We start from the raw sequence: 19,061 nt of genomic DNA, 5'->3' as shown, positions 1-19,061 counted from the left end.
TTTATGGGTAGATTCGCATCAGATATTAAAAAATACAAACGCTATTCCAATAGGAATGGCTTGATCCTACTACTCACCCAACAAGGGCTTTGGGCGCTTTTGGTCTACCGGATCAACAATAAGATCTACCGCTCTAAACTACCCGGATTCATGAAACGTATTTTCTTGTTCTTTGGGCTGTTTTGGCAAAAGTATATTGAGATCATTGCTGGAATTTCACTGCCCTACAGTGCGTCCATTGGCCGTAGCTGTTATATTGGACATTTTGGTGGAATCATCATCAATGCCAATGCCGTGATCGGTGAAGATTGCAACATTTCACAAGGTGTTACCGTTGGAGTTAGTGGTCGTGGAACGGATAGAGGCGTACCAACCATAGGCGATCGCGTCTATATTGGTGCCAATGCCGTAGTAGCGGGGAATATCGCCATAGGAAACGATGCGGTGATCGCAGCTTGTTCCCTGGTGACTCAGGCAGTTGCAGCAGGAACTACCGTGGCCGGAGTACCAGCTAAGAAGATCAGTGATAATAATTCTAGCGCTTATATTCAATGAAACTGCTCGTTGTCAGTGCCGCACCCATACTCAAAAAGAAGGACGTTCTAGTGGCCTACGCGCCCATGGTGGCTGAGTTGGACCTGTGGTTTGAAAAGGCCGATGAGGTAACCATACTAGCACCGACAAAATACCCAAAGCAGTTATTGACTAAGGCCTTTGCGCGGCAAGATATCAAGATAGTCTCTGTACCTGCTTTGTACTTCGGATCCTTTTCGGGGCTCTTAAACGCAGTTTGGGGTATTCCTGTGACTAAGATCAAACTTTTGATTGCTATGGCTAAGGCAGATCATATTCACCTAAGACCGCCTGGTACCATTAGTCTTTTTGGTTGCTGGATGCAAATACTGTTTCCCTGGAAAAAGAAAACGGCCAAATATGCCGGAAATTGGTCTCCTAAGGCCGCCCAACCGTTTAGTTATCGAGTTCAAAAGCGGTTGTTGAGCAATACCTTCTTGACTCGAAATATGCAAGTTTTGGTTTATGGCGACTGGCCTGATCAAACTAAAAATATTAAGCCCTTCTTTACTGCGACCTATTGGGAATCAGAGAAGCAAGAGGTTGCGCCTCGTGATTATAGCGGAGCCGTGAAGATGGTTTATTTGGGAACCTTAAGCCCGAATAAGCGCGTGGATTACGCCGTTAAACTGATAAGGGAACTCAAAGACCTAGGAGTAGATGCGAATTTAGATGTCTACGGAGAAGGGGCAGAGCGCCCAAAGCTGGAACGACAGATCTCAGCTTTAGAGCTTGGTGATCGCGTTATATTGAAAGGCAATCAACCCGCTGAAGTAGTTCGTGAAGCATTAAAAAAGGCGCATTTTTCTATTCTAGCGTCCCAGTCCGAAGGCTGGCCCAAGGCAGTAGCCGAGGCCATGTTTTGGGGAGCAATTCCTTTGGCAAGCCCGGTCTCTTGCGTTCCTTGGATGTTAGATCAAGGCAAGCGTGGCTTACTTCTAGACTTTGAAACCGACGCCGAGACCATTGCGGCAATGCTCACCAGGCCCAGAAGATTGTCCAATATGGCATCAGCAGCCGTAAAATGGTCGCAACAATATACCATGGATCGTTTTAGAAGCGAAATTCACAAATTATTGGAATCATGAGAGTACTTCAACTCATAGATTCCTTGAACCCCGGTGGGGCGGAACGCGTGGCGGTTAGCTATGCGAATGCTTTACTTGGAGCGGTGGAGGCCTCTTTTTTATGCTCAACTCGGGCTGAGGGCAAGCTCAAAGCGCAACTTGACTCAGAAGTGGGCTATCTGTTTTTAAAGAAGCGCAGCGCAGCAGACCTCCTTGCGCTAATGCGATTGATCCGGTTTTGTAAGCGGAATAAGATTGACGTGATCCACGCCCACGCGACCTCTTTTTTTACAGCCCGCTTGGCGGTGCTTTTTTTAGGTCGATGCCAATTGATCTGGCACGATCACTACGGTAATAGTGAGACTCTAGAGCAACGCCCGCTTAAGGTTTTAGCTTGGTGTTCAAACAGATTTAATACCGTTCTTGCAGTAAATCAGAAATTGGCTGATTGGGCTAAGGAATTTTTAAAAGCGGAGCAGGTTCTCTATTTGGAAAATGCAGTGCCTATGCTTGATGCCGATCGTATTGAAGCTGTTGAACTCCCTGGAACCACTGGCTATCGTATTTTACAGATGGCTAATTTCCGTCCGCAGAAAGATCACTCCAATGCATTAAGGGCATTGGCTGAGGTCCGTAAAACACTGCCTGAGGTCAGCTTACATTTATTGGGAATGAATTGGCAGGATCCTTATTATCAAGAAGTTCTTGCTTTAATTGAATCCCTGGAAATTTCAACGGCCGTTCATCTTCACGGCTCTCAACAAGATGTCAATGGTTATATGAAGGCTTGTGATGTCGGCTTACTTTCGTCTCAATCAGAAGGCCTTCCTATGGCTGTTTTAGAGTATGCTGCTATGGACCTGCCTGTGGTTTGTACAAGAGTTGGTCAATGCGAGGAGCTTGTCGGCTCTGCTGGCTATACCGTCCCTGCTTCTGACCCTGCGGCTTTGGCAAACGCTTTAGTCAAAGCACTTAAGCAAAAAGAGGAAAGCAAGAAAAAAGCCCAAGACTTTAAAAAGCAGATAGCTAAGCGCTATTCCATACAGACTATTATTCCTAAATTGCTCGCAGTCTATGGCAAAACCTACTAAGCCTATACGGAAGTTTACCTATATACAGCTGCTTTTGCTGCATATCGGTATGGCCTTTGCGGTTTATTTCTTTAGGCCGAGTTCCACTATTTTCTTACTTGGGAGTTTCGCTATTTTCACTTTTTATGTCCTCGCTAAAGGCAATAAGAACAATGAGGTACTCTTTGCGGCGGCCTATTTTACAGGGGCTGAGGTGTTCTTTAGGATGACTGGAGGAGCACTTTTCTATGAGACTGGTAAGTATGCCGTGATCTTTTTTCTACTGCTGGGTATGTTTTACAGGGGGACTTCACTGAAGTCCTTACCGTTTTGGACCTATCTGTTTATTTTGGTCCCGGGAATTGTTTTCTCTGCCATCAACTTGAACTATGAGACCAACTTTAGAACGGCAGTGATCTTTAATTTGAGCGGTCCTTTCTGTTTGGGCGTGGCCGCTATCTATATGTATTTCAGGAAAGTCCAACGAGAACAATTGCAACAGATCCTAATGGTCATGTTGTTGCCCATTGTAACTACCATGGTATTTCTCTATGTTTTTACCCCGAGTATACGAGATGCTTTGTCTGGAACACAATCCAATTTTGAAACCTCTGGTGGGTTTGGTCCGAATCAAGTAGCGACAATTCTAGGTCTGGGCATGTTCATTTTGATCACCCGCTTATTCACCATTAAAGATCGAATTGTAAATATTGTCGATTTGGTTTTACTTTTCTTTATGAGTTATAGGGCGATTGTGACCTTTTCTAGGGGAGGAGTGATCACCGCTGGAATTTGTGCAGTCTTCTTTATTTTGTTTCTATATATTACCTCCAACACCAAGACTAAGGCTAATATGTTGCCCAAGTTGGGTATCGTTGTGGTCGGACTGATTTTTACCTGGCTTTTTACCTCCATTCAGACCACAGGACTTATAGACTACAGATACACCAACCGAGATGCCGCTGGACGCCTAAAACAAGACATTACCACAGGACGATCGGAACTCATAAGCAGTGAGCTTGAAGCCTTTTTTGAAGAACCTTTGACTGGGATTGGAGTAGGCAAGATCAAGGAATACCGTTTTGAGCAATCGGGTACCTTGGCCGCGACGCATAATGAGGTGAGTCGTTTGCTTTCTGAACACGGAGTTCTAGGACTTGGAGCGCTAATGTTACTGTTTTTGACCCCGCTGTTCTATTGGTTTAGGCAACGGCACAATCCATATTTGATAGCACTGTTCATCTTTTGGTTTTTGACCATTAATCACTCCTCAATGCGATTGGCGGCACCGGCATTTATCTATGGGTTGTCGTTATTATTTGTTTTAAATGAAAAGAAAAAACCTCGTCTACATAGGCAACCACCTGCGCAGCTCCGCTAAGAATCCGACCTATTCCATGCGATTGATCTCGCGTTTGGAGGCCGATGGATTTTCTGTGGTAGCGAGTTCATCGCACAACAATAAGTTGTTGCGATTGCTCGATATGTGGATGACGGTCTTCAGGCATCGAAAGTCTTGTGATTATCTGCTGATCGATACCTACAGCACTTTGAATTTTTATTATGCGATCATCATCGGGTGGTGGGCACGCAGGTTTAAAATTGCTTACATACCTGTACTGCATGGAGGAAATCTGCCCGATCGTATCAAAAGTTCGCCTAAAAAGCTAAAGAAATATTGTCAGGGAGCGCATCTTGTGGTGAGTCCCTCTGCCTATTTGGCCGATCAATTTGAGCAAGCAGGGTTAGGTAGCGTGGAGGTCATTGCCAATGCGATAGATCTGGAGCGCTACAGGCCAGCGGCGGATAAAGCCTTTGCTCCGACCTTGGTTTGGCTTCGTGCTTTTTTGCCGCTTTACAATCCGCAGTTAGCCCTACAAGCCTTTCAGCGCATACAGTTGAAATTTCCCACGGCAACACTCACTATGGCCGGTCCGGGTGACCCACAAATACTAGAAGAATGTCAAATTCTTGCAGCGCAACACAAATTGAATGTCTCGTTTCTGGGCAAAATAGATCAAACACAGTGGATTGCTTTGGGGCAAAAAGCCGCAGTATTTCTTAACACGAGTACAGCAGACAATCAGCCCCTTTCTGTGATTGAAGCACAAGCTATGGGCCTTCCAGTGGTATCGACTAAGGTTGGAGGCATGCCTTTTTTGATCTCAGAAGGAGTCAATGGGTATCTCGTTTCGAAAAACGACCCCGAGGCAATGGCAGCGGCTGTTATGAGAATATTAAATTCCGAGTCCACCTATAAATCAATGAGTGAAAAGGCTTTAGCAAGAGCTCAAGAGCACGCTTGGCCTTTAATCCTGGAAAAGTGGAAGTCTATATTAAATTAGATTATTATTTTTAACACCTACCAACCCCTACCATGAGCCAAAAATCCAATATTCACTTTGATATCTCAGAACGCAAGGTCCTGCTGCGCATTTTAGATATCTTCTGCGTATTGGCCTTATTATACGGGGTCGGTTTGGTATTTGATTTTGATTATTTCAAGATCAATTCATCACATTGGTTCTGGTCTATAGTATTGGGGCTTTACCTCACGGTCTTTGCCACTATTTTTGAGCTGTATGATCTGCAGAAGGCCAGTAATTTCGAGGTGGTGGTCAAGAACATCATTTTGACCTCTTCAGTCACGGTACTGTTCTATTTACTCACGCCATTCTTCAGTCCGGAATTGCCGGAGAATCGTATACAGATCGTCTATTTCTATTTAGCGATCAATGTGGCACTCTTTCTTTGGCGTTATGCCTATATCTCACTTATTGCCACACCGCGCTTCTTTAAACGCGTACTCTTGGTGAGTGATGCTTCAGAGGTTGAGCTGGTCGCCTCGGTTTTGCACAAGGTAGATCCCAACTATAAAGTCATCGGCTTTATAAATACAGAAAACAAGGCTTATAAACCATTGGAAATTGGAGGTTTAGAAGAATTTGAAGGTAAGAACATAAAGGAAGCTGTAGCGGATCATTTCATTTCAGAAATCGTGGTTTGCACACCAGAAGCACAAGGAATCAATCGACGTATTTACAACGAACTATTGGAATTGTTGGAGAGCGGATTCCCCATCCGAGAGTATACTCAGGTTTATGAAGAACTCTCTAAGCGTGTTCCTGTACAGCACGTAGATAAAGACTTCTATCGTTATTTCCCGTTTAGCCGAAGCAATCAAAACAAGCTCTATCTATTCTTCCACCGTTTGTTGGATTTGCTATTCTCTCTAATAGGATTGATTTTTGGTTTGCTGATCTCACCCGTCATCATTATTGGAAATCTTATCGGGAATCGAGGCCCTGTTTTTTACACCCAAGAACGCGTTGGACGTAACGGCAAGGTCTTTAAGATCATAAAGCTAAGAACCATGGTAGTGGACGCTGAAAAAGATGGTGCGCAGTATGCCACAGCGAAAGACGTCCGCATTACCCGCTTTGGTAACTTTTTACGCAAAACCCGTTTTGACGAGATCCCTCAGTTTTTAAATGTGATTAAAGGAGAAATGAGCGTGATCGGGCCAAGACCAGAACGTCCTGTTTTTGTGAAGGAGCTTTCAGAGATCATCCCTTTTTATGAGATCAGACATATTGTAAAACCTGGAGTAACAGGTTGGGCGCAGGTGAATGCCAAATACGGTGTTTCACATGCAGATGCCTTAGAGAAACTGCAATACGATCTGTATTACATCAAACGCAGAAGCTTGTTTTTGGATATCAGTATTGTGATAAAGACCTTAAGCACCATTATTTTCTACCGCGGGCAATAGATCTTTGTCTACCGCTTTTAGTAAGTATAAATAGCGAATTGCCAAGGCGATCACGAAAGGAATAAGCGCTTTAGGGAATACTTGCACACCTACAATCCAGTGCATACACATCAACACCAACATCAGCAATAAAAACTTCAAATAGGCCTTTGACCAGCGCTTGGGGTGTTTTTTGCCTAATTGAAAGGCCAACAACAGGTTTAATGGGAAAGCCCATAACAGATTGTAGTTATAAGCGGTGGTATAATGATCTGTAGCGAACCATAGCAATAACAAGATCACGCCTACTAAACCTAAAAACACCTGCAAAACAGCGTCTACGACTCTGGTTCGGCTTTGCTTCTTGCTATCTCGATAGGTGACCAATAATAAGCCCAAGCCAAGCAGTAGCATAACCAAAAGTGGACTGGTCAAAAAGTTACTTTCGCGCTCTTCAGGCTCGTTCTCAAAAAGGTCTTTAGTTGTAGCCACTAGAGCTGTTGCATCTTCTCCAGAACCACGACTGGCCGTTTCTAAAGCTTTAAAAACATATTCTGGTAAGAACATATGATCCTTTACAGGGGCTGTTCTATCGACTACAGAACCAATACCGAGATCCATTCCAAAGCTACCCCAGGTGTTCCAATGTACATTCTGCTGGATCAGTGTTCTAAAGGTCTGCGGCTCTTCTACAAAGCTGGAATCGATATGCATCTCTGGCACGATCTCTTGAAGGATCAGCGGGATCTTTGTGGCACAGTTGTCGTAGAAAAAATCGTAGTTGTACGCTCTGTTCTCTGGCTTTAAATTGTTTTCAAGATAGCTGAACACCGCTTGTTTCTCTTGTGGGCTCAGGGCTAAGACCTGCTCTTTGATCCAACGGTTATCTTCTATATAATTCCGTAGAAAACCTTCGGTACGGCGGCGGTCCAACACATAACGCATTTGACCCTTAGCAAACTTTGCGTAGAAGTTCGGATCACTAAAATCATAGACTCCATAATTGTAGATCACATCAATGCCTCGGGCTTTATCTTCCAATCGAATTGCGGTGTGTCCAAAAGAATCATAAAGGGCCTTTCCGGGGCCCATCGTCAGTATAGAAACCTCCGCACCGCTGGAGAGCTGCAGCTCTTGTGCCTGGATTTGTAAAGTGAAAAAAGTGAGGAGAAGAAGTAAAAGTTTCCGCATAGGCTATCTAAATAAGCTCCAATCAATTGTTAGAGAGAACACGTTAGAATACAAGGCGGCACTTTGGTCACCGATATCGGTCAAGGCGTAATCCAGTTGAATTCCTTTGTATTTAAAACCGACTCCAATGTTGGGTTGAAACCCTACATTGTCACTGCCGTCCAATTGTTGAATGTTCTGAAAATTCCCCGCTCCAGCGCGAACAAAGATCAGATCAATATACCCAAACTCCAGACCCACGGCTGGTGTGATACTGGCAAAAGAACTGGAGATGATATCGTTGGTCTCTGCAAAGCGCATATTGAGATCTACTGCCGCTAAGAGCGAATAATCATAGTGGAATACAAACTTTTTAGCGATCCCAATATTGAGCTTAGGCAAGGTTAATTCTGTAGTCTCTGGCAATTCCTGATTTTGACCTTCTACGGCATTGCTAATGGTTGCGAATTGATCTTCGTCTATGGTCCACGCGTTGAAGGTGGTCGTGATGTCTCGCGCCATGATTCCGAACCTCCAATTGGATTTAGATTGAAACTGAATTCCAGCGTCCAATCCAAAACCCCAAGAATTGGCAAAATCTCCAATCACACGACGGATCACTTTTGCATTGACCCCAATATTCAGGCCGTCTAAAGGTAAGGCGCGTGCATAAGAAAAGGTCACTCCGTAGTCTGCAGTAGAGAATAGGGAGATCCTGTTGTAGTCAATATTTCCTTGCTCGTCAATTAATTGGGTAGTGTTCAAAATATCATCCACGCCAAAACGAATAACAGACAAGGCCACCGCAGATCGTTTGTCCAAAGGCATGGCAAAGGCTGCGTAATCATAATTGGCAATATTGGCAAAATAGGAAGCGTGCATCAGGGCCAATTGGTTGTCTTCCAATTGCACCAAGCCCGCAGGGTTCCAATAACCCGAATTCACGTTGGCTGTGGACGCAGTCACAGCATTGGCCATACCAAATGCCGCGGCATCGACGCCAATGTTCATAAATTCGTTGGAATACTTTCTGGTGGTCTGAGCCTGAAGTCCCAGGCAAACTACCAGCAGTACGAGTAATAACTTCTTCTTCAAGCGTAATTTTTTACAGTCTAAAGCGGACGCTGTTTTGCCTATTAAAACTGCAAAAAGCCGTTGTTATTGTGCAGTTCCGCCTGCAGACAAAAATACTTTATTATTTTTACAATCAATTGTCAAAAACTCATGCGCAAATACATTCCTCACCTTTTTACTTCTTTGAATTTATGTTGCGGATGTATCGCTGCGATTTTCATAATCATAGGGCAACCTTTAGGAGCAGTTTTCTTTATGTTTCTGGGGATATTTTTTGACTTTTTTGACGGTCTTGCCGCACGCGCTTTAAAGGTGACCACAGAGGTTGGTGTTCAATTGGATTCATTAGCCGATGTCATCACCAGCGGTTTGGTGCCAAGTCTAATGATGATTCACCTAATGATCAATGCCGAATGGGACGGTACTATAGGTACTTATTTAGACGCCTTAATGGTGGAGAAGAACCCTTTGATTCCAGAAGAACTAGTTCCAAGTTGGTTACCAGTTATTGGCTTGCTGATTGTCATTTCTGCAGCCTATAGATTGGCCAAGTTCAATGTGGATGAAAGGCAGACCTCTGGTTTTATTGGCTTACCTACGCCGGCCAATGCTATTTTTATCGCCAGTCTGATTTTGATCACGGAAGATTTTAGCCCAGCTTGGGCCTATGAATTGTTGACTAACTCTTGGGTCTTAGTTGGAGTTACGATTGTATTCAGTCTGCTTATGCATGCAGAGATACCTTTGTTTTCACTTAAGTTTAAGTCTTTCGGTCTTAAAGAAAATGGCTTTGTTTATGGGTTCGTAATAGCTACTATTGCAGCTTTGTTGCTTTTCAAGATCATAGCTATTCCGTTCATCATTATAGGCTATATAGTCCTATCCATTGTAAAAAATACACTTACTAAATAATTACCATGGCAGAAAACATCATCACCTTGTTTATGTTGTTGATGCTGCAAATTGTGCTCGGTTTTGACAATTTGCTGTACATCTCTTTAGAATCAAAGAACGCTCCCAAAGAAAAGCAAGCCTATGTGCGTAAGGTGGGAATCCTAATGGCTATCGTATTGCGTATTGCCTTGTTGTTCTTTTTGATCTCAGTGATCGATTACTTCCAAAAGCCGTGGTTTGAATTGCCTTTTGAAGGCGTCGCCACAGGTGAGTTCAACCTGCACAGTTTGATTGTTCTCGCCGGAGGGATCTTTATCATTTATACCGCCATGAAAGAGATCTGGCACATGGTAGGGGTGACCCATGTGGATGATCAGGTGGAAGATGCCAAGAAGAAATCCGTAGGGAAAGTGATTGCCGCGATCATTGTAATGAACTTAGTATTCTCTTTTGACTCAATTCTGAGTGCTATGGCCTTAACCGATGTCTTCTGGGTAATGGCCACTGCTATTGTTTTAGGAGGATTGCTGATGATCTGGTTGGCCGATAGGGTAGCGCAATTCTTAGAGCGCAACCGTATGTATGAGGTTTTGGGACTTTTTATCCTTTTTATTGTTGGAATCATGTTGCTGACAGAAGGCGGTCATATTGCTCACCTCAAGTTATTTGACAACCCGATCACGCCCATGTCTAAAACCACATTCTATTTTGTGATCGTCGTTTTGGTTGTGGTAGATATCGTGCAGGGTCGCTATCAGAAAAAACTGCTTGCGATCAAAGAATCAGAAGCTAAAAAAGAGGAAAAGGAAAGCTAGAAATTCAGCTTCTTTTTACGCAGTTCAAAGTTTTGTCCTAGGTACACCTTGCGCACCATCTCATCCGCAGCGAGTTCTTCTGGAATCCCGTGCTTGAGAATACTTCCTTCAAACATCAAATAGGTGCGGTCTGTAATGGCCAAGGTCTCTTGTACGTTGTGGTCTGTAATAAGGATTCCGATATTCTTGTCCTTCAAACGCGCTACAATGCGCTGAATATCCTCTACTGCCACAGGGTCTACTCCTGCGAAAGGCTCATCGAGTAGAATAAAGTGAGGGTCTGTAGCCAAGGCGCGCGCAATCTCTGTTCTACGGCGTTCCCCACCAGAAAGCAGGTCTCCGCGGTTCTTGCGAATATGTCCTAAACCAAACTCTTCAATAAGCGATTCCATCTTATCGCGCTGTTGCTTTTTAGACAATTTGGTGAGTTGTAATACGCTCAAAATATTGTCTTCAATACTCAGCTTCCTAAAAACAGATTCTTCCTGAGCCAAATAGCCAATTCCATTCTGAGCGCGCTTGTACATTGGGAACTTGGTGATCTCCGTTCCTTCTAAGTAGATGTTTCCGCTGTTGGGTTTGACCAAACCTACGATCATGTAGAACGAGGTAGTCTTTCCAGCTCCGTTAGGTCCAAGCAGACCAACGATCTCTCCTTGATTTACTTCTACGGTGATCCCTTTAACGACCTGGCGGCCTTTATAGGATTTCATCAGATTTTCTGCGCGGAGCTTCATAGGGACAAATATGGCGATTATCTACGGAGTCGCAAAGACATTAACTATTCTTAACTTCTAATGCTTCCCAGTATTCGTAGGCGCGGCGCAGGTGCGGGATCACAATAGTTCCACCAATAAGCAGGGAAACACTCATGGCCTCAACCACTTCTTCCTTGGTGAATCCCATCTCATAACAAGACTCTAAATGATAACGCACACAGTCATCACAGCGCAATACCAGAGAGTTTCCAAGACCCAGCAGTTCTTTGGTCTTTTTGGGCAGCGCACCTTCTTGAAAGGCGTTGGTGTCCAGATTAAAAATACGTTTTACAATCTTGTTGTTATCGGCCAAAATCTTATCGTTCATTTTGGCGCGGTAGTCGTTAAAGGAGTCGACGATATTATCCATGGGCAGCTTTGGCCTTTTTGGCCTGTTTTTTAACTACGGCTTTAGAGATGTATATACTGATTTCATAAAGTACCAGAATCGGCACAGCCACTACAATTTGACTGGCAATATCTGGAGGGGTAATGATTGCTGATAGGATCAATACCAATACCAGCGAATATTTTCTGTATTTCCTTAAGAACTGCGGGGTTACCAAACCGATCTTGGTCAGGAAGTAAATGATTATAGGTAGCTCAAAGATGAGTCCACAAGCCACGGTTGCAGAGCGCACCAAGCCAATATAACTATCAAGAGTGAACTGGTTGAATACCTCTTCACTCACTTTGTAGGACCCTAAGAAATTGATAGAAAGCGGTGTTACTACGTAGTATCCGAAAAGCACTCCTAAGAAAAACAGGAAGGAAGCAATCAGAATAAATCCACGAGAGGTTCTGCGTTCATTGTCCTTGAGCCCTGGGCTAATAAAGCGCCAGAATTCATAGAGCACATAAGGGAAGGCTACAATGAATCCGGCCGTTATGGAAGTCCAAATGTGAGCAGAGAATTGCCCAGCAACCTTCATACTTTGGATCTTGAAAGGCAATTCATCAAAGCAAAAGCTATCTTGAAAGCCTAGAAAGGTCGCAACCTTGCAAAGCAGTTGGTAGGTTGGGAAATCGGCGTTCTTAGGGCCGAGCAATAAGGTGTCAAAGACAAAGGACTTAGCCAAAAAAGCAATCATACCCATGGCCACAATGGCTAGTGTACAACGAATAAGGTGCCAACGGAGTTCCTCCAAATGGCCTAAAAATGACATTTCTTTGCCTTGATTGGTAGCTGTACTCATTAAATTATCCCTTCTTTGGTTAGGTTGTGGATGTGAACTACGCCGCTGTATTTTCCGTCTTCTTCCACCAATAATTGTGTAATTCCATGCGAATCCAATTTTTGATAGGCTGCAACCGCCATAGCATCTTGCTCTATGGTCTTGGGATTGGCACTCATGATGTCTTGAGCCACCAAGCCGGAAATATTATCTACTTTGGTGAGCATTCTACGCAGGTCACCATCGGTGATGATTCCAACAATGGTATCGTTCTCAACTACTGCAGTGGCTCCCAACATATTTTTGGAGATCTCAATGATCACCTCTTTTATTGGGGTTTGTGGACTTACCTGTGGTTTGCTATTTAGCGCCGTCAAGTCACGTACGCGCAAATAAAGTTGCTTTCCTAAAGATCCTCCGGGGTGAAAACGAGCAAAATCCGCAGCTTTAAAACCGCGCATCTCCAAAAGACAAACGGCCAAAGCATCACCCATGACCAGTTGTGCTGTTGTGCTAGTAGTAGGCGCTAAGTTATTTGGGCAGGCTTCTTTTTCCACATAAGCGTGAAGGATATAATCTGCCTGTTGTCCTAAAAAAGAATCCTTATTGGAGGTGATTCCTACAAGCTTGTTTCCCAATGCCTTGATCAAAGGAACTAAAACTTTGATCTCTGGCGTGTTTCCGCTTTTGGATATACAGATCACTGTATCCTCTTGTTGAATAGTCCCCAGATCTCCGTGAATGGCATCTGCGGCGTGCATAAAAATGGCAGGGGTACCTGTGGAGTTCAAGGTAGCTACGATCTTCGTAGCAATGTTGGCACTCTTACCAATACCGGTAACCACAACGCGTCCGTTAGAGGCGTAGATATATTCTACGGCTGCCGCAAAGGTCTCATCAACCAAACTAGATAGATGCGCAATGGCTTTACTCTCCGTATCTATTGTTTGTTTGGCAATGGAAATGATCTGCTCTTGATTCATTAAAACTCGGGAATTATTCTTCTTGCTGAGGTCTAAAGAAATTAGTATATTGTAAATACAAAAGTACATAATTTTTCATGCCTTAGGGGAGATAAGTCATGGAGAGTTTAAAGGTATTTTACTTCTTATCGGAGCCGTTATTTTTAACAGACTTGCGGATCCGTTGATTAAGCAGATTTTATAAAACGTTTAGTAGAGTGAACGATTCCGAATTATACGCTGCACTCAAGAAATATTTTGGTTTTGACCAATTTAAGGGGCTACAGGAACAGGTGATCAAAAGCGTGGTCACCGACCACAACACTTTTGTCATCATGCCTACGGGCGGAGGCAAGTCTCTGTGTTATCAGCTCCCTGCCTTGATGAAAGATGGCACCGCCATAGTGGTTTCTCCCTTGATCGCCTTGATGAAAAATCAGGTGGATGCTTTAAGAGCCATCTCTGAGAACAAGGGGATTGCCCACGTACTTAATTCTTCCCTGAATAAATCAGAAGTAAAACAAGTTAAACAAGACATAGTAGACGGAGTGACCAAACTTCTCTATGTGGCGCCGGAATCTCTCGCCAAGGAAGATAATATTGAGTTCCTCAAATCAGTTACTGTGAGTTTTGTGGCAATAGATGAAGCGCACTGTATTAGCGAGTGGGGCCATGACTTTAGACCGGAATACCGCAATTTGCGCACGCTCATCAATCGTTTGGGAGACGCCATTCCAATAATTGGGCTCACGGCTACGGCTACGCCAAAGGTACAGGAAGACATCCTAAAAAACCTTGGAATTCAACAGGCCAATACCTTTAAAGCCTCATTTAACCGACCGAATCTCTTTTATGAAGTGCGTCCCAAGACCAAAAATGTGGATGCAGACATTACCCGCTTTGTAAAACAAAATCAAGGGAAGAGCGGTATTATTTACTGTTTGAGCAGAAAACGCGTGGAAGAGCTGGCGCAAACCCTTCAAGTGAATGGCATTGCAGCAGTTCCTTATCACGCTGGTTTAGATCCTAAAACTCGGGTGAAGCATCAGGATATGTTCTTGATGGAAGATGCTGATGTAGTGGTTGCCACAATAGCATTCGGAATGGGGATTGACAAACCCGACGTGCGTTTTGTGATCCACAACGATATTCCTAAAAGTATAGAAAGCTATTATCAAGAGACCGGACGTGCCGGTCGTGATGGAGGAGAAGGGCATTGTTTGGCCTTTTACTCCTATAAGGATATTGAAAAGTTGGAGAAGTTCATGAGCGGAAAGCCTGTTGCAGAACAGGAGATCGGTCATGCGCTGCTTCAAGAGATGGTTGCCTTTGCGGAGACCAGCATGTCTCGTAGAAAGTTTTTGTTGCATTACTTCGGAGAGGAATTTGACGTAAAGACTGGCGCCGGCGGCGATATGGATGATAACGTCCGCAACCCAAAAAAGAAACACGAGGCGCAAGAGCAATTGCATTTACTGCTGAGCGTATTGGGCAAGACCAATCAGCAATACAAAGCGAAAGAATTGGTACGAGTTATGGTGGGAGATGTCAATGCTTTGATCAAATCCCACAGAACTGACCAACAGGATTTCTTTGGCTCCGGGAAGCATCAAGACAAATCCTATTGGATGGCGCTGATCCGTCAATCGTTGGTGGCTGGCTACATCAGAAAGGATATTGAGACCTATGGTGTGCTTAAACTCACTCAGAAGGGATTGGATTATATTGACAATCCTGTGTCCTTTATGATGACTGAAGATCACAAATTCGATCATGAGGAAGACACTTCCATCACCGTAGCTAAGAAATCCAACGGAGAAGGAACGGATAAAAACTTATTTAAACTGCTCAAAGAAGAGCGCAAAAAGGTGGCTAATAAACTCGATTTACCGCCTTTTGTTATTTTCCAAGATCCTTCTTTAGAAGATATGGCGCTTAAATACCCCATTACCATCAGTGAACTCTCCAACGTTCACGGAGTGGGTGAAGGGAAGGCCAAAAAATACGGCGAGCCTTTTGTTAGCCTTATTGCCCGTTATGTGGAAGAGAACAATATTGAGCGCCCCGATGATTTTGTGGTCAAATCAACCGGAACCAACTCGGCCTTAAAACTATACATCATTCAAAATATTGATCGCAAATTACCCTTGGATGATATCGCCTCGGCTAAAGGCCTTGAAATGCCAGAGTTCATTAAGGAAATGGAAGCTATTGTCTTTAGCGGGACCAAACTCAATATTGATTATTATTTGGAGGATATTTTGGACGAGGATCAACAAGAAGAGATCCACGATTACTTCCTAGAAGCCGAAACAGATAAGATCGATGTGGCCATGGAAGAGTTTGATGGCGACTACGACGATGAAGAACTTCGTTTGTATCGCATTAAATTCATCAGCGAGGTAGCCAATTAGATTGTTGCTCATCTAGATTTACCAAGCCCATTTAAAACCGTATCTTTGCAGCCTTAAACACTAAGATATGCAAGACGGAATCTATGCTAAATTCACCACTTCTAAAGGTGACATTTTGGTTCAACTCACTTATGATAAAACACCTGGAACTGTAGGGAACTTTGTTGCTTTGGCAGAAGGTAACCTAGAGAACGGTGCCAAACCTCAAGGACAACCGTATTATGACGGTTTGACCTTCCACCGTGTGATCAATGATTTTATGATCCAAGGGGGAGACCCTAACGGTACAGGTTCGGGAGGACCGGGCTACAACTTTGATGACGAATTCCACCCAGAGCTTAAGCACGACGGGCCTGGAGTACTTTCTATGGCCAATGCAGGGCCTGGAACCAACGGGAGCCAGTTTTTCATCACACACGTGGAGACTCCTTGGTTAGACAACAAGCACACTGTATTTGGAAAAGTTGCTGAAGGGCAGGATATCGTGGATACCATTGCACAAGGCGATGTGATGGAAAAGGTAGAGATCGTTCGCGTAGGTGACGATGCCAAGAACTGGAACGCTGTAGAGGCTTTTAGAATGTTCAACGGAGCCAAAGCAGAGCGAGAAGCTGCTGCTAAAGCTGCTGCAGAACAAGCCATGAAAGACCTAACGGCTGGTTTTGATAAAACCGATAGTGGTTTGTACTACAAACTAATCCAAGAGGGTGACGGTGTTAAGGCAGAAGCTGGAAAGACTGTTGCTGTGCACTATAAAGGAATGTTGGCAGACGGTATGGTATTCGATTCTTCATACAACCGCGGAAACCCTATTGAGTTTCCATTAGGAATGGGGCAGGTGATCCCAGGTTGGGATGAAGGGATCCAACTTTTAAAGGTTGGCGATAAGGCGCGCTTGGTAATTCCTTCGGAATTGGGCTACGGAAGCCGTGGAGCAGGAGGCGTTATTCCGCCAAATGCAACCCTAGTGTTCGATGTAGAACTCATGGAAGTAAAGTAAATGAAAAAGCGGCCTCAAGGGCCGCTTTTTTTATATCTCTTGGTCAACCATATCGGTGACTACATAGTAACGCGGATCGTCAATGGATCGTTCAATGATGGTCTCAAAACGCGGATTGGCTTTGAGTAGTAAGGCGATGCAGTCTGGGCTCAGGTGAGTCAATTTGACTTGCTTGCCTTGTTGGATGTATCGGTTGGCAATTCCTCTTAAGGCTTCAATACCGGAGTGATCACTTACTTTGGATTCCATAAAGTCGATCTCTACTTGAGTAGGATCGTTCTTTACGTCAAACTTCCCATTGAAATTCTGAACCGATCCGAAGAACAAAGGTCCCCAGATCTCATAAACCTTAGTGCCGTCTTCTTTGATCTGCTTACGCGCACGAATCATAGTAGCGTTCTTCCAGGCAAATACTAAGGCAGAGATCACAACTCCAGACAATACGGCAATGGCCAAGTCTTGCCATACGGTGATGGCAGACACGGCAATTAAAACTACAGTGTCCGCCAGTGGGATTTTATGAAGGATTCTGAAGCTACTCCAGGCAAAGGTTCCAATCACTACCATAAACATTACCCCAACTAGTGCGGCAATTGGTATCTGTTCAATAAGACCTGCTCCGAAGAGAATAAAGCACAAGAGGGCCACAGCAGCAATAATTCCGGAAAGTCTACCACGACCACCGGAGTTGATGTTGATGATGGATTGACCGATCATAGCACAACCACCCATACCACCAAAAAGTCCATTGATGAAATTAGCACCACCTTGGGCCACACACTCTCGGTTTCCACTTCCGCGGGTTTCTGTAAGTTCGTCGATGAGGTTAAGGGTCATCAGGGATTCAATAAGCCCGATCGCTGCCAAAATAAAAGCTGTTGGAACAATGGTGCTGAGCCAGTGTCCGTCTAAGGTGGAGAACATATCAAAGATCTGCCATTGGAACATCGGTAGGCCTCCTTCAAGACCCGATCCTCCTCCTTCTCGAATAAAGGATCCTACAGTGCTTACATCCAATCCACCAAAGATGGCGATCGCTGCCACAACAATAATTGCCAATAAGGCTGCTGGTACTTTTTTAGTGAGTTTGGGTAAGCCCCACATGATTCCCATAGTCAAGGCTACTAGGCCAAGCATTAGGTATAATGGACCGCCGCTCAACCATTCAAATTCTCCGTTTACCTTGGTTTTAAACAGTCCCAATTGAGACAAGAAGATCACAATTGCCAAACCGTTTACAAATCCCAACATTACTGGATGCGGTATAAGACGCACAAACTTTCCTAAACGAAGGAATCCAGCGCTGATCTGTATGATCCCAACTAGGAGTAGGGTGATGAACAACCATTGGAGTCCCAATTGCTCCACAGGTTGCTCTAGTGTGAGTCCAACTTCATTGCCCTTGCTCACCAAGTGGACCATCACTACGGCCATGGCTCCTGTCGCTCCGGAGATCATTCCTGGACGACCTCCAAAGAGGGCTGTGATGAGTCCCATCATAAAAGCGCCATAGAGCCCGACCAAAGGATCTACCCCTGCCACAAAGGCAAAAGCAACTGCTTCTGGAACCAGGGCTAAAGCCACGGTAAGTCCAGAAAGAATATCGTTTTTTGGGTTTTGGGTAAAGTTGCGTAATAGGGTCTTCATGGCTTCTTCGCTAAAAAGCCGCAAATATACACTATTCAATCAACTCCGAATGTTGCTAGAATTGCAAGCCGTCTTCTGAATTTGGTTTCCATTTGATATTACAACCAATACTCGGTTTTTGATCTTTGCGCTGCGGATGGTTATTTAGGATATTATCTAAGGCCTCACGTAGATCCCGACCATTCACTGGAATACCATTAGAAGGGCGCGAGTCATCCAATTGACCGCGATAGACCAATTTTAGATCGGCATCAAAGACAAAGAAATCTGGAGTGCAAGTAGCGCCATAAGCCAAAGCAACCTCCTGCGTTTTGTCATAGAGGTATGGGAAAGGATATTTGTGCTTGCGTCCGGTATCATACATTTCTTCCGGGCCGTCTTGTGGATAGGTCTCAACATCATTGCTGCTAATGGCGGCAAAACCAAAGCCAGGAACGGTGTAGTCATTGGCAATGCGAACCAATTCTTCATTGACATGCTTTACAAAAGGGCAGTGGTTACAAATGAACATGATCACCGTGCCTTTATCTCCTTTTACCTGTTCTAAATTCTTAAATCCGGTGCTCATTACGTCGTCCAAGAAAAAGTCAGGGGCTGGGGTGCCCAATGGGATCATTTTTGATTCAGTTCTAGCCATGCAATTGTAATGTTTTGGTGTGCCTTATCTGTCGGAAATCCAACGCCATCGTTA

The 19,061-nt window shown here is 44.3% G+C and carries 18 protein-coding genes; 10 read left to right on the top strand and 8 right to left on the bottom strand.

Annotated elements, in window-relative coordinates:
- The first annotated feature begins 3 nt into the window (after nt 1–3).
- The 6 genes from POW22_RS14600 to POW22_RS14575 are packed head-to-tail and all read left to right on the top strand — an operon-like array spanning nt 4 to nt 6,482.
- Nucleotides 4–555, top strand: coding sequence for a serine O-acetyltransferase (locus POW22_RS14600; protein ID WP_272833503.1), 552 nt, complete (start codon nt 4–6; stop codon nt 553–555).
- On the top strand, nt 552–1,661 hold the full coding sequence (locus tag POW22_RS14595) for a glycosyltransferase (protein ID WP_272833502.1): 1,110 nt from the start codon (nt 552–554) through the stop codon (nt 1,659–1,661). The genes POW22_RS14600 and POW22_RS14595 overlap by 4 nt, the downstream gene beginning before the upstream one ends.
- Nucleotides 1,658–2,731, top strand: coding sequence for a glycosyltransferase (locus POW22_RS14590; protein ID WP_272833501.1), 1,074 nt, complete (start codon nt 1,658–1,660; stop codon nt 2,729–2,731). Before POW22_RS14595 ends, POW22_RS14590 begins: the two co-directional genes overlap by 4 nt.
- Nucleotides 2,715–4,091 (top strand): O-antigen ligase family protein, encoded by a 1,377-nt coding sequence (locus POW22_RS14585; RefSeq protein ID WP_272833500.1) that lies wholly within the window; start codon nt 2,715–2,717, stop codon nt 4,089–4,091. The genes POW22_RS14590 and POW22_RS14585 overlap by 17 nt, the downstream gene beginning before the upstream one ends.
- A complete protein-coding gene (locus POW22_RS14580; RefSeq protein WP_272833499.1) occupies nt 4,039–5,055 on the top strand; it encodes a glycosyltransferase family 4 protein in 1,017 nt (338 codons plus the stop codon). Before POW22_RS14585 ends, POW22_RS14580 begins: the two co-directional genes overlap by 53 nt.
- Before the next feature lie 32 nt (nt 5,056–5,087).
- Entirely contained in the window at nt 5,088–6,482 is a 1,395-nt protein-coding gene (locus tag POW22_RS14575) for a sugar transferase (RefSeq protein WP_272833498.1), read from the top strand.
- On the opposite strand, the gene POW22_RS14570 is transcribed toward POW22_RS14575, so the two are convergent.
- Nucleotides 6,450–7,652 (bottom strand): Lnb N-terminal periplasmic domain-containing protein, encoded by a 1,203-nt coding sequence (locus POW22_RS14570; protein WP_272833497.1) that lies wholly within the window; start codon nt 7,650–7,652, stop codon nt 6,450–6,452. The genes POW22_RS14575 and POW22_RS14570 overlap by 33 nt on opposite strands.
- Nucleotides 7,653–7,655: 3 nt before the next feature.
- On the bottom strand, nt 7,656–8,726 hold the full coding sequence (locus POW22_RS14565; protein WP_272833496.1) for a putative type IX sorting system protein PorV2: 1,071 nt from the start codon (nt 8,724–8,726) through the stop codon (nt 7,656–7,658).
- A 129-nt stretch (nt 8,727–8,855) separates the two neighbouring features.
- Here POW22_RS14565 and POW22_RS14560 point away from each other — a divergent pair, with 129 nt between their 5' ends.
- Both POW22_RS14560 and POW22_RS14555 read left to right on the top strand, forming a co-directional pair.
- The gene (locus tag POW22_RS14560) at nt 8,856–9,617 is read left to right on the top strand and encodes a CDP-alcohol phosphatidyltransferase family protein (protein WP_272833495.1); all 762 of its coding nucleotides are present in this window, start codon (nt 8,856–8,858) and stop codon (nt 9,615–9,617) included.
- Between the two features lie 5 nt (nt 9,618–9,622).
- Entirely contained in the window at nt 9,623–10,414 is a 792-nt protein-coding gene (locus POW22_RS14555; protein ID WP_272833494.1) for a TerC family protein, read from the top strand.
- Here the strand turns inward: POW22_RS14555 and lptB are convergent.
- Genes lptB through POW22_RS14535 form a run of 4 tightly spaced genes read right to left on the bottom strand, consistent with a single transcriptional unit; the run spans nt 10,411 to nt 13,330 of the window.
- Nucleotides 10,411–11,151 (bottom strand): LPS export ABC transporter ATP-binding protein, encoded by a 741-nt coding sequence (lptB, locus tag POW22_RS14550; RefSeq protein ID WP_272833493.1) that lies wholly within the window; start codon nt 11,149–11,151, stop codon nt 10,411–10,413. The two genes, POW22_RS14555 and lptB, sit on opposite strands and share 4 nt — an antisense overlap.
- A 40-nt stretch (nt 11,152–11,191) precedes the next feature.
- Nucleotides 11,192–11,542: a carboxymuconolactone decarboxylase family protein gene (locus tag POW22_RS14545; RefSeq protein ID WP_272833492.1), complete on the bottom strand. Its 351-nt coding sequence runs from the start codon at nt 11,540–11,542 to the stop codon at nt 11,192–11,194.
- Nucleotides 11,535–12,368 (bottom strand): twin-arginine translocase subunit TatC, encoded by an 834-nt coding sequence (tatC, locus tag POW22_RS14540; RefSeq protein WP_272833491.1) that lies wholly within the window; start codon nt 12,366–12,368, stop codon nt 11,535–11,537. The genes POW22_RS14545 and tatC overlap by 8 nt, the downstream gene beginning before the upstream one ends.
- Nucleotides 12,368–13,330: a KpsF/GutQ family sugar-phosphate isomerase gene (locus POW22_RS14535; RefSeq protein ID WP_272833662.1), complete on the bottom strand. Its 963-nt coding sequence runs from the start codon at nt 13,328–13,330 to the stop codon at nt 12,368–12,370. The genes tatC and POW22_RS14535 overlap by 1 nt, the downstream gene beginning before the upstream one ends.
- A 197-nt stretch (nt 13,331–13,527) precedes the next feature.
- Between POW22_RS14535 and recQ the strand changes: the two genes are divergently transcribed.
- Both recQ and POW22_RS14525 read left to right on the top strand, forming a co-directional pair.
- Nucleotides 13,528–15,723, top strand: a complete 2,196-nt coding sequence (recQ, locus tag POW22_RS14530) for a DNA helicase RecQ (protein ID WP_272833490.1) — start codon at nt 13,528–13,530, stop codon at nt 15,721–15,723.
- Nucleotides 15,724–15,790: 67 nt separating this feature from the next.
- The gene (locus POW22_RS14525) at nt 15,791–16,723 is read left to right on the top strand and encodes a peptidylprolyl isomerase (protein WP_272833489.1); all 933 of its coding nucleotides are present in this window, start codon (nt 15,791–15,793) and stop codon (nt 16,721–16,723) included.
- A gap of 30 nt (nt 16,724–16,753) precedes the next feature.
- On the opposite strand, the gene POW22_RS14520 is transcribed toward POW22_RS14525, so the two are convergent.
- Entirely contained in the window at nt 16,754–18,370 is a 1,617-nt protein-coding gene (locus tag POW22_RS14520; protein ID WP_272833488.1) for a SulP family inorganic anion transporter, read from the bottom strand.
- A gap of 55 nt (nt 18,371–18,425) precedes the next feature.
- Entirely contained in the window at nt 18,426–19,007 is a 582-nt protein-coding gene (locus POW22_RS14515; protein ID WP_272833487.1) for a thioredoxin family protein, read from the bottom strand.
- Between the last annotated feature and the right edge of the window lie 54 nt (nt 19,008–19,061).

Origin of the sequence: Gilvibacter sediminis (genome assembly GCF_028561565.1) — a bacterium.
GTDB classification, from domain to species: domain Bacteria; phylum Bacteroidota; class Bacteroidia; order Flavobacteriales; family Flavobacteriaceae; genus Gilvibacter; species Gilvibacter sediminis.
Note: the sequence above shows the minus strand (reverse complement) of the source record. Positions and strands in the feature narration are given on the sequence as shown.

Excerpts from the sequence above, each read along its gene's own strand:
- POW22_RS14600 (WP_272833503.1), top strand. The coding sequence starts at position 4 with ATGGGTAGATTCGCATCAGATATTAAAAAATACAAACGCTATTCCAAT.
- POW22_RS14595 (WP_272833502.1), top strand. The coding sequence starts at position 552 with ATGAAACTGCTCGTTGTCAGTGCCGCACCCATACTCAAAAAGAAGGAC.
- POW22_RS14590 (WP_272833501.1), top strand. The coding sequence starts at position 1,658 with ATGAGAGTACTTCAACTCATAGATTCCTTGAACCCCGGTGGGGCGGAA.
- POW22_RS14585 (WP_272833500.1), top strand. The coding sequence starts at position 2,715 with ATGGCAAAACCTACTAAGCCTATACGGAAGTTTACCTATATACAGCTG.
- POW22_RS14580 (WP_272833499.1), top strand. The coding sequence starts at position 4,039 with ATGAAAAGAAAAAACCTCGTCTACATAGGCAACCACCTGCGCAGCTCC.
- POW22_RS14575 (WP_272833498.1), top strand. The coding sequence starts at position 5,088 with ATGAGCCAAAAATCCAATATTCACTTTGATATCTCAGAACGCAAGGTC.
- POW22_RS14570 (WP_272833497.1), bottom strand. The coding sequence starts at position 7,652 with ATGCGGAAACTTTTACTTCTTCTCCTCACTTTTTTCACTTTACAAATC.
- POW22_RS14560 (WP_272833495.1), top strand. The coding sequence starts at position 8,856 with ATGCGCAAATACATTCCTCACCTTTTTACTTCTTTGAATTTATGTTGC.
- POW22_RS14555 (WP_272833494.1), top strand. The coding sequence starts at position 9,623 with ATGGCAGAAAACATCATCACCTTGTTTATGTTGTTGATGCTGCAAATT.
- lptB (WP_272833493.1), bottom strand. The coding sequence starts at position 11,151 with ATGAAGCTCCGCGCAGAAAATCTGATGAAATCCTATAAAGGCCGCCAG.
- POW22_RS14545 (WP_272833492.1), bottom strand. The coding sequence starts at position 11,542 with ATGGATAATATCGTCGACTCCTTTAACGACTACCGCGCCAAAATGAAC.
- tatC (WP_272833491.1), bottom strand. The coding sequence starts at position 12,368 with ATGAGTACAGCTACCAATCAAGGCAAAGAAATGTCATTTTTAGGCCAT.
- POW22_RS14535 (WP_272833662.1), bottom strand. The coding sequence starts at position 13,330 with ATGAATCAAGAGCAGATCATTTCCATTGCCAAACAAACAATAGATACG.
- POW22_RS14525 (WP_272833489.1), top strand. The coding sequence starts at position 15,791 with ATGCAAGACGGAATCTATGCTAAATTCACCACTTCTAAAGGTGACATT.
- POW22_RS14520 (WP_272833488.1), bottom strand. The coding sequence starts at position 18,370 with ATGAAGACCCTATTACGCAACTTTACCCAAAACCCAAAAAACGATATT.
- POW22_RS14515 (WP_272833487.1), bottom strand. The coding sequence starts at position 19,007 with ATGGCTAGAACTGAATCAAAAATGATCCCATTGGGCACCCCAGCCCCT.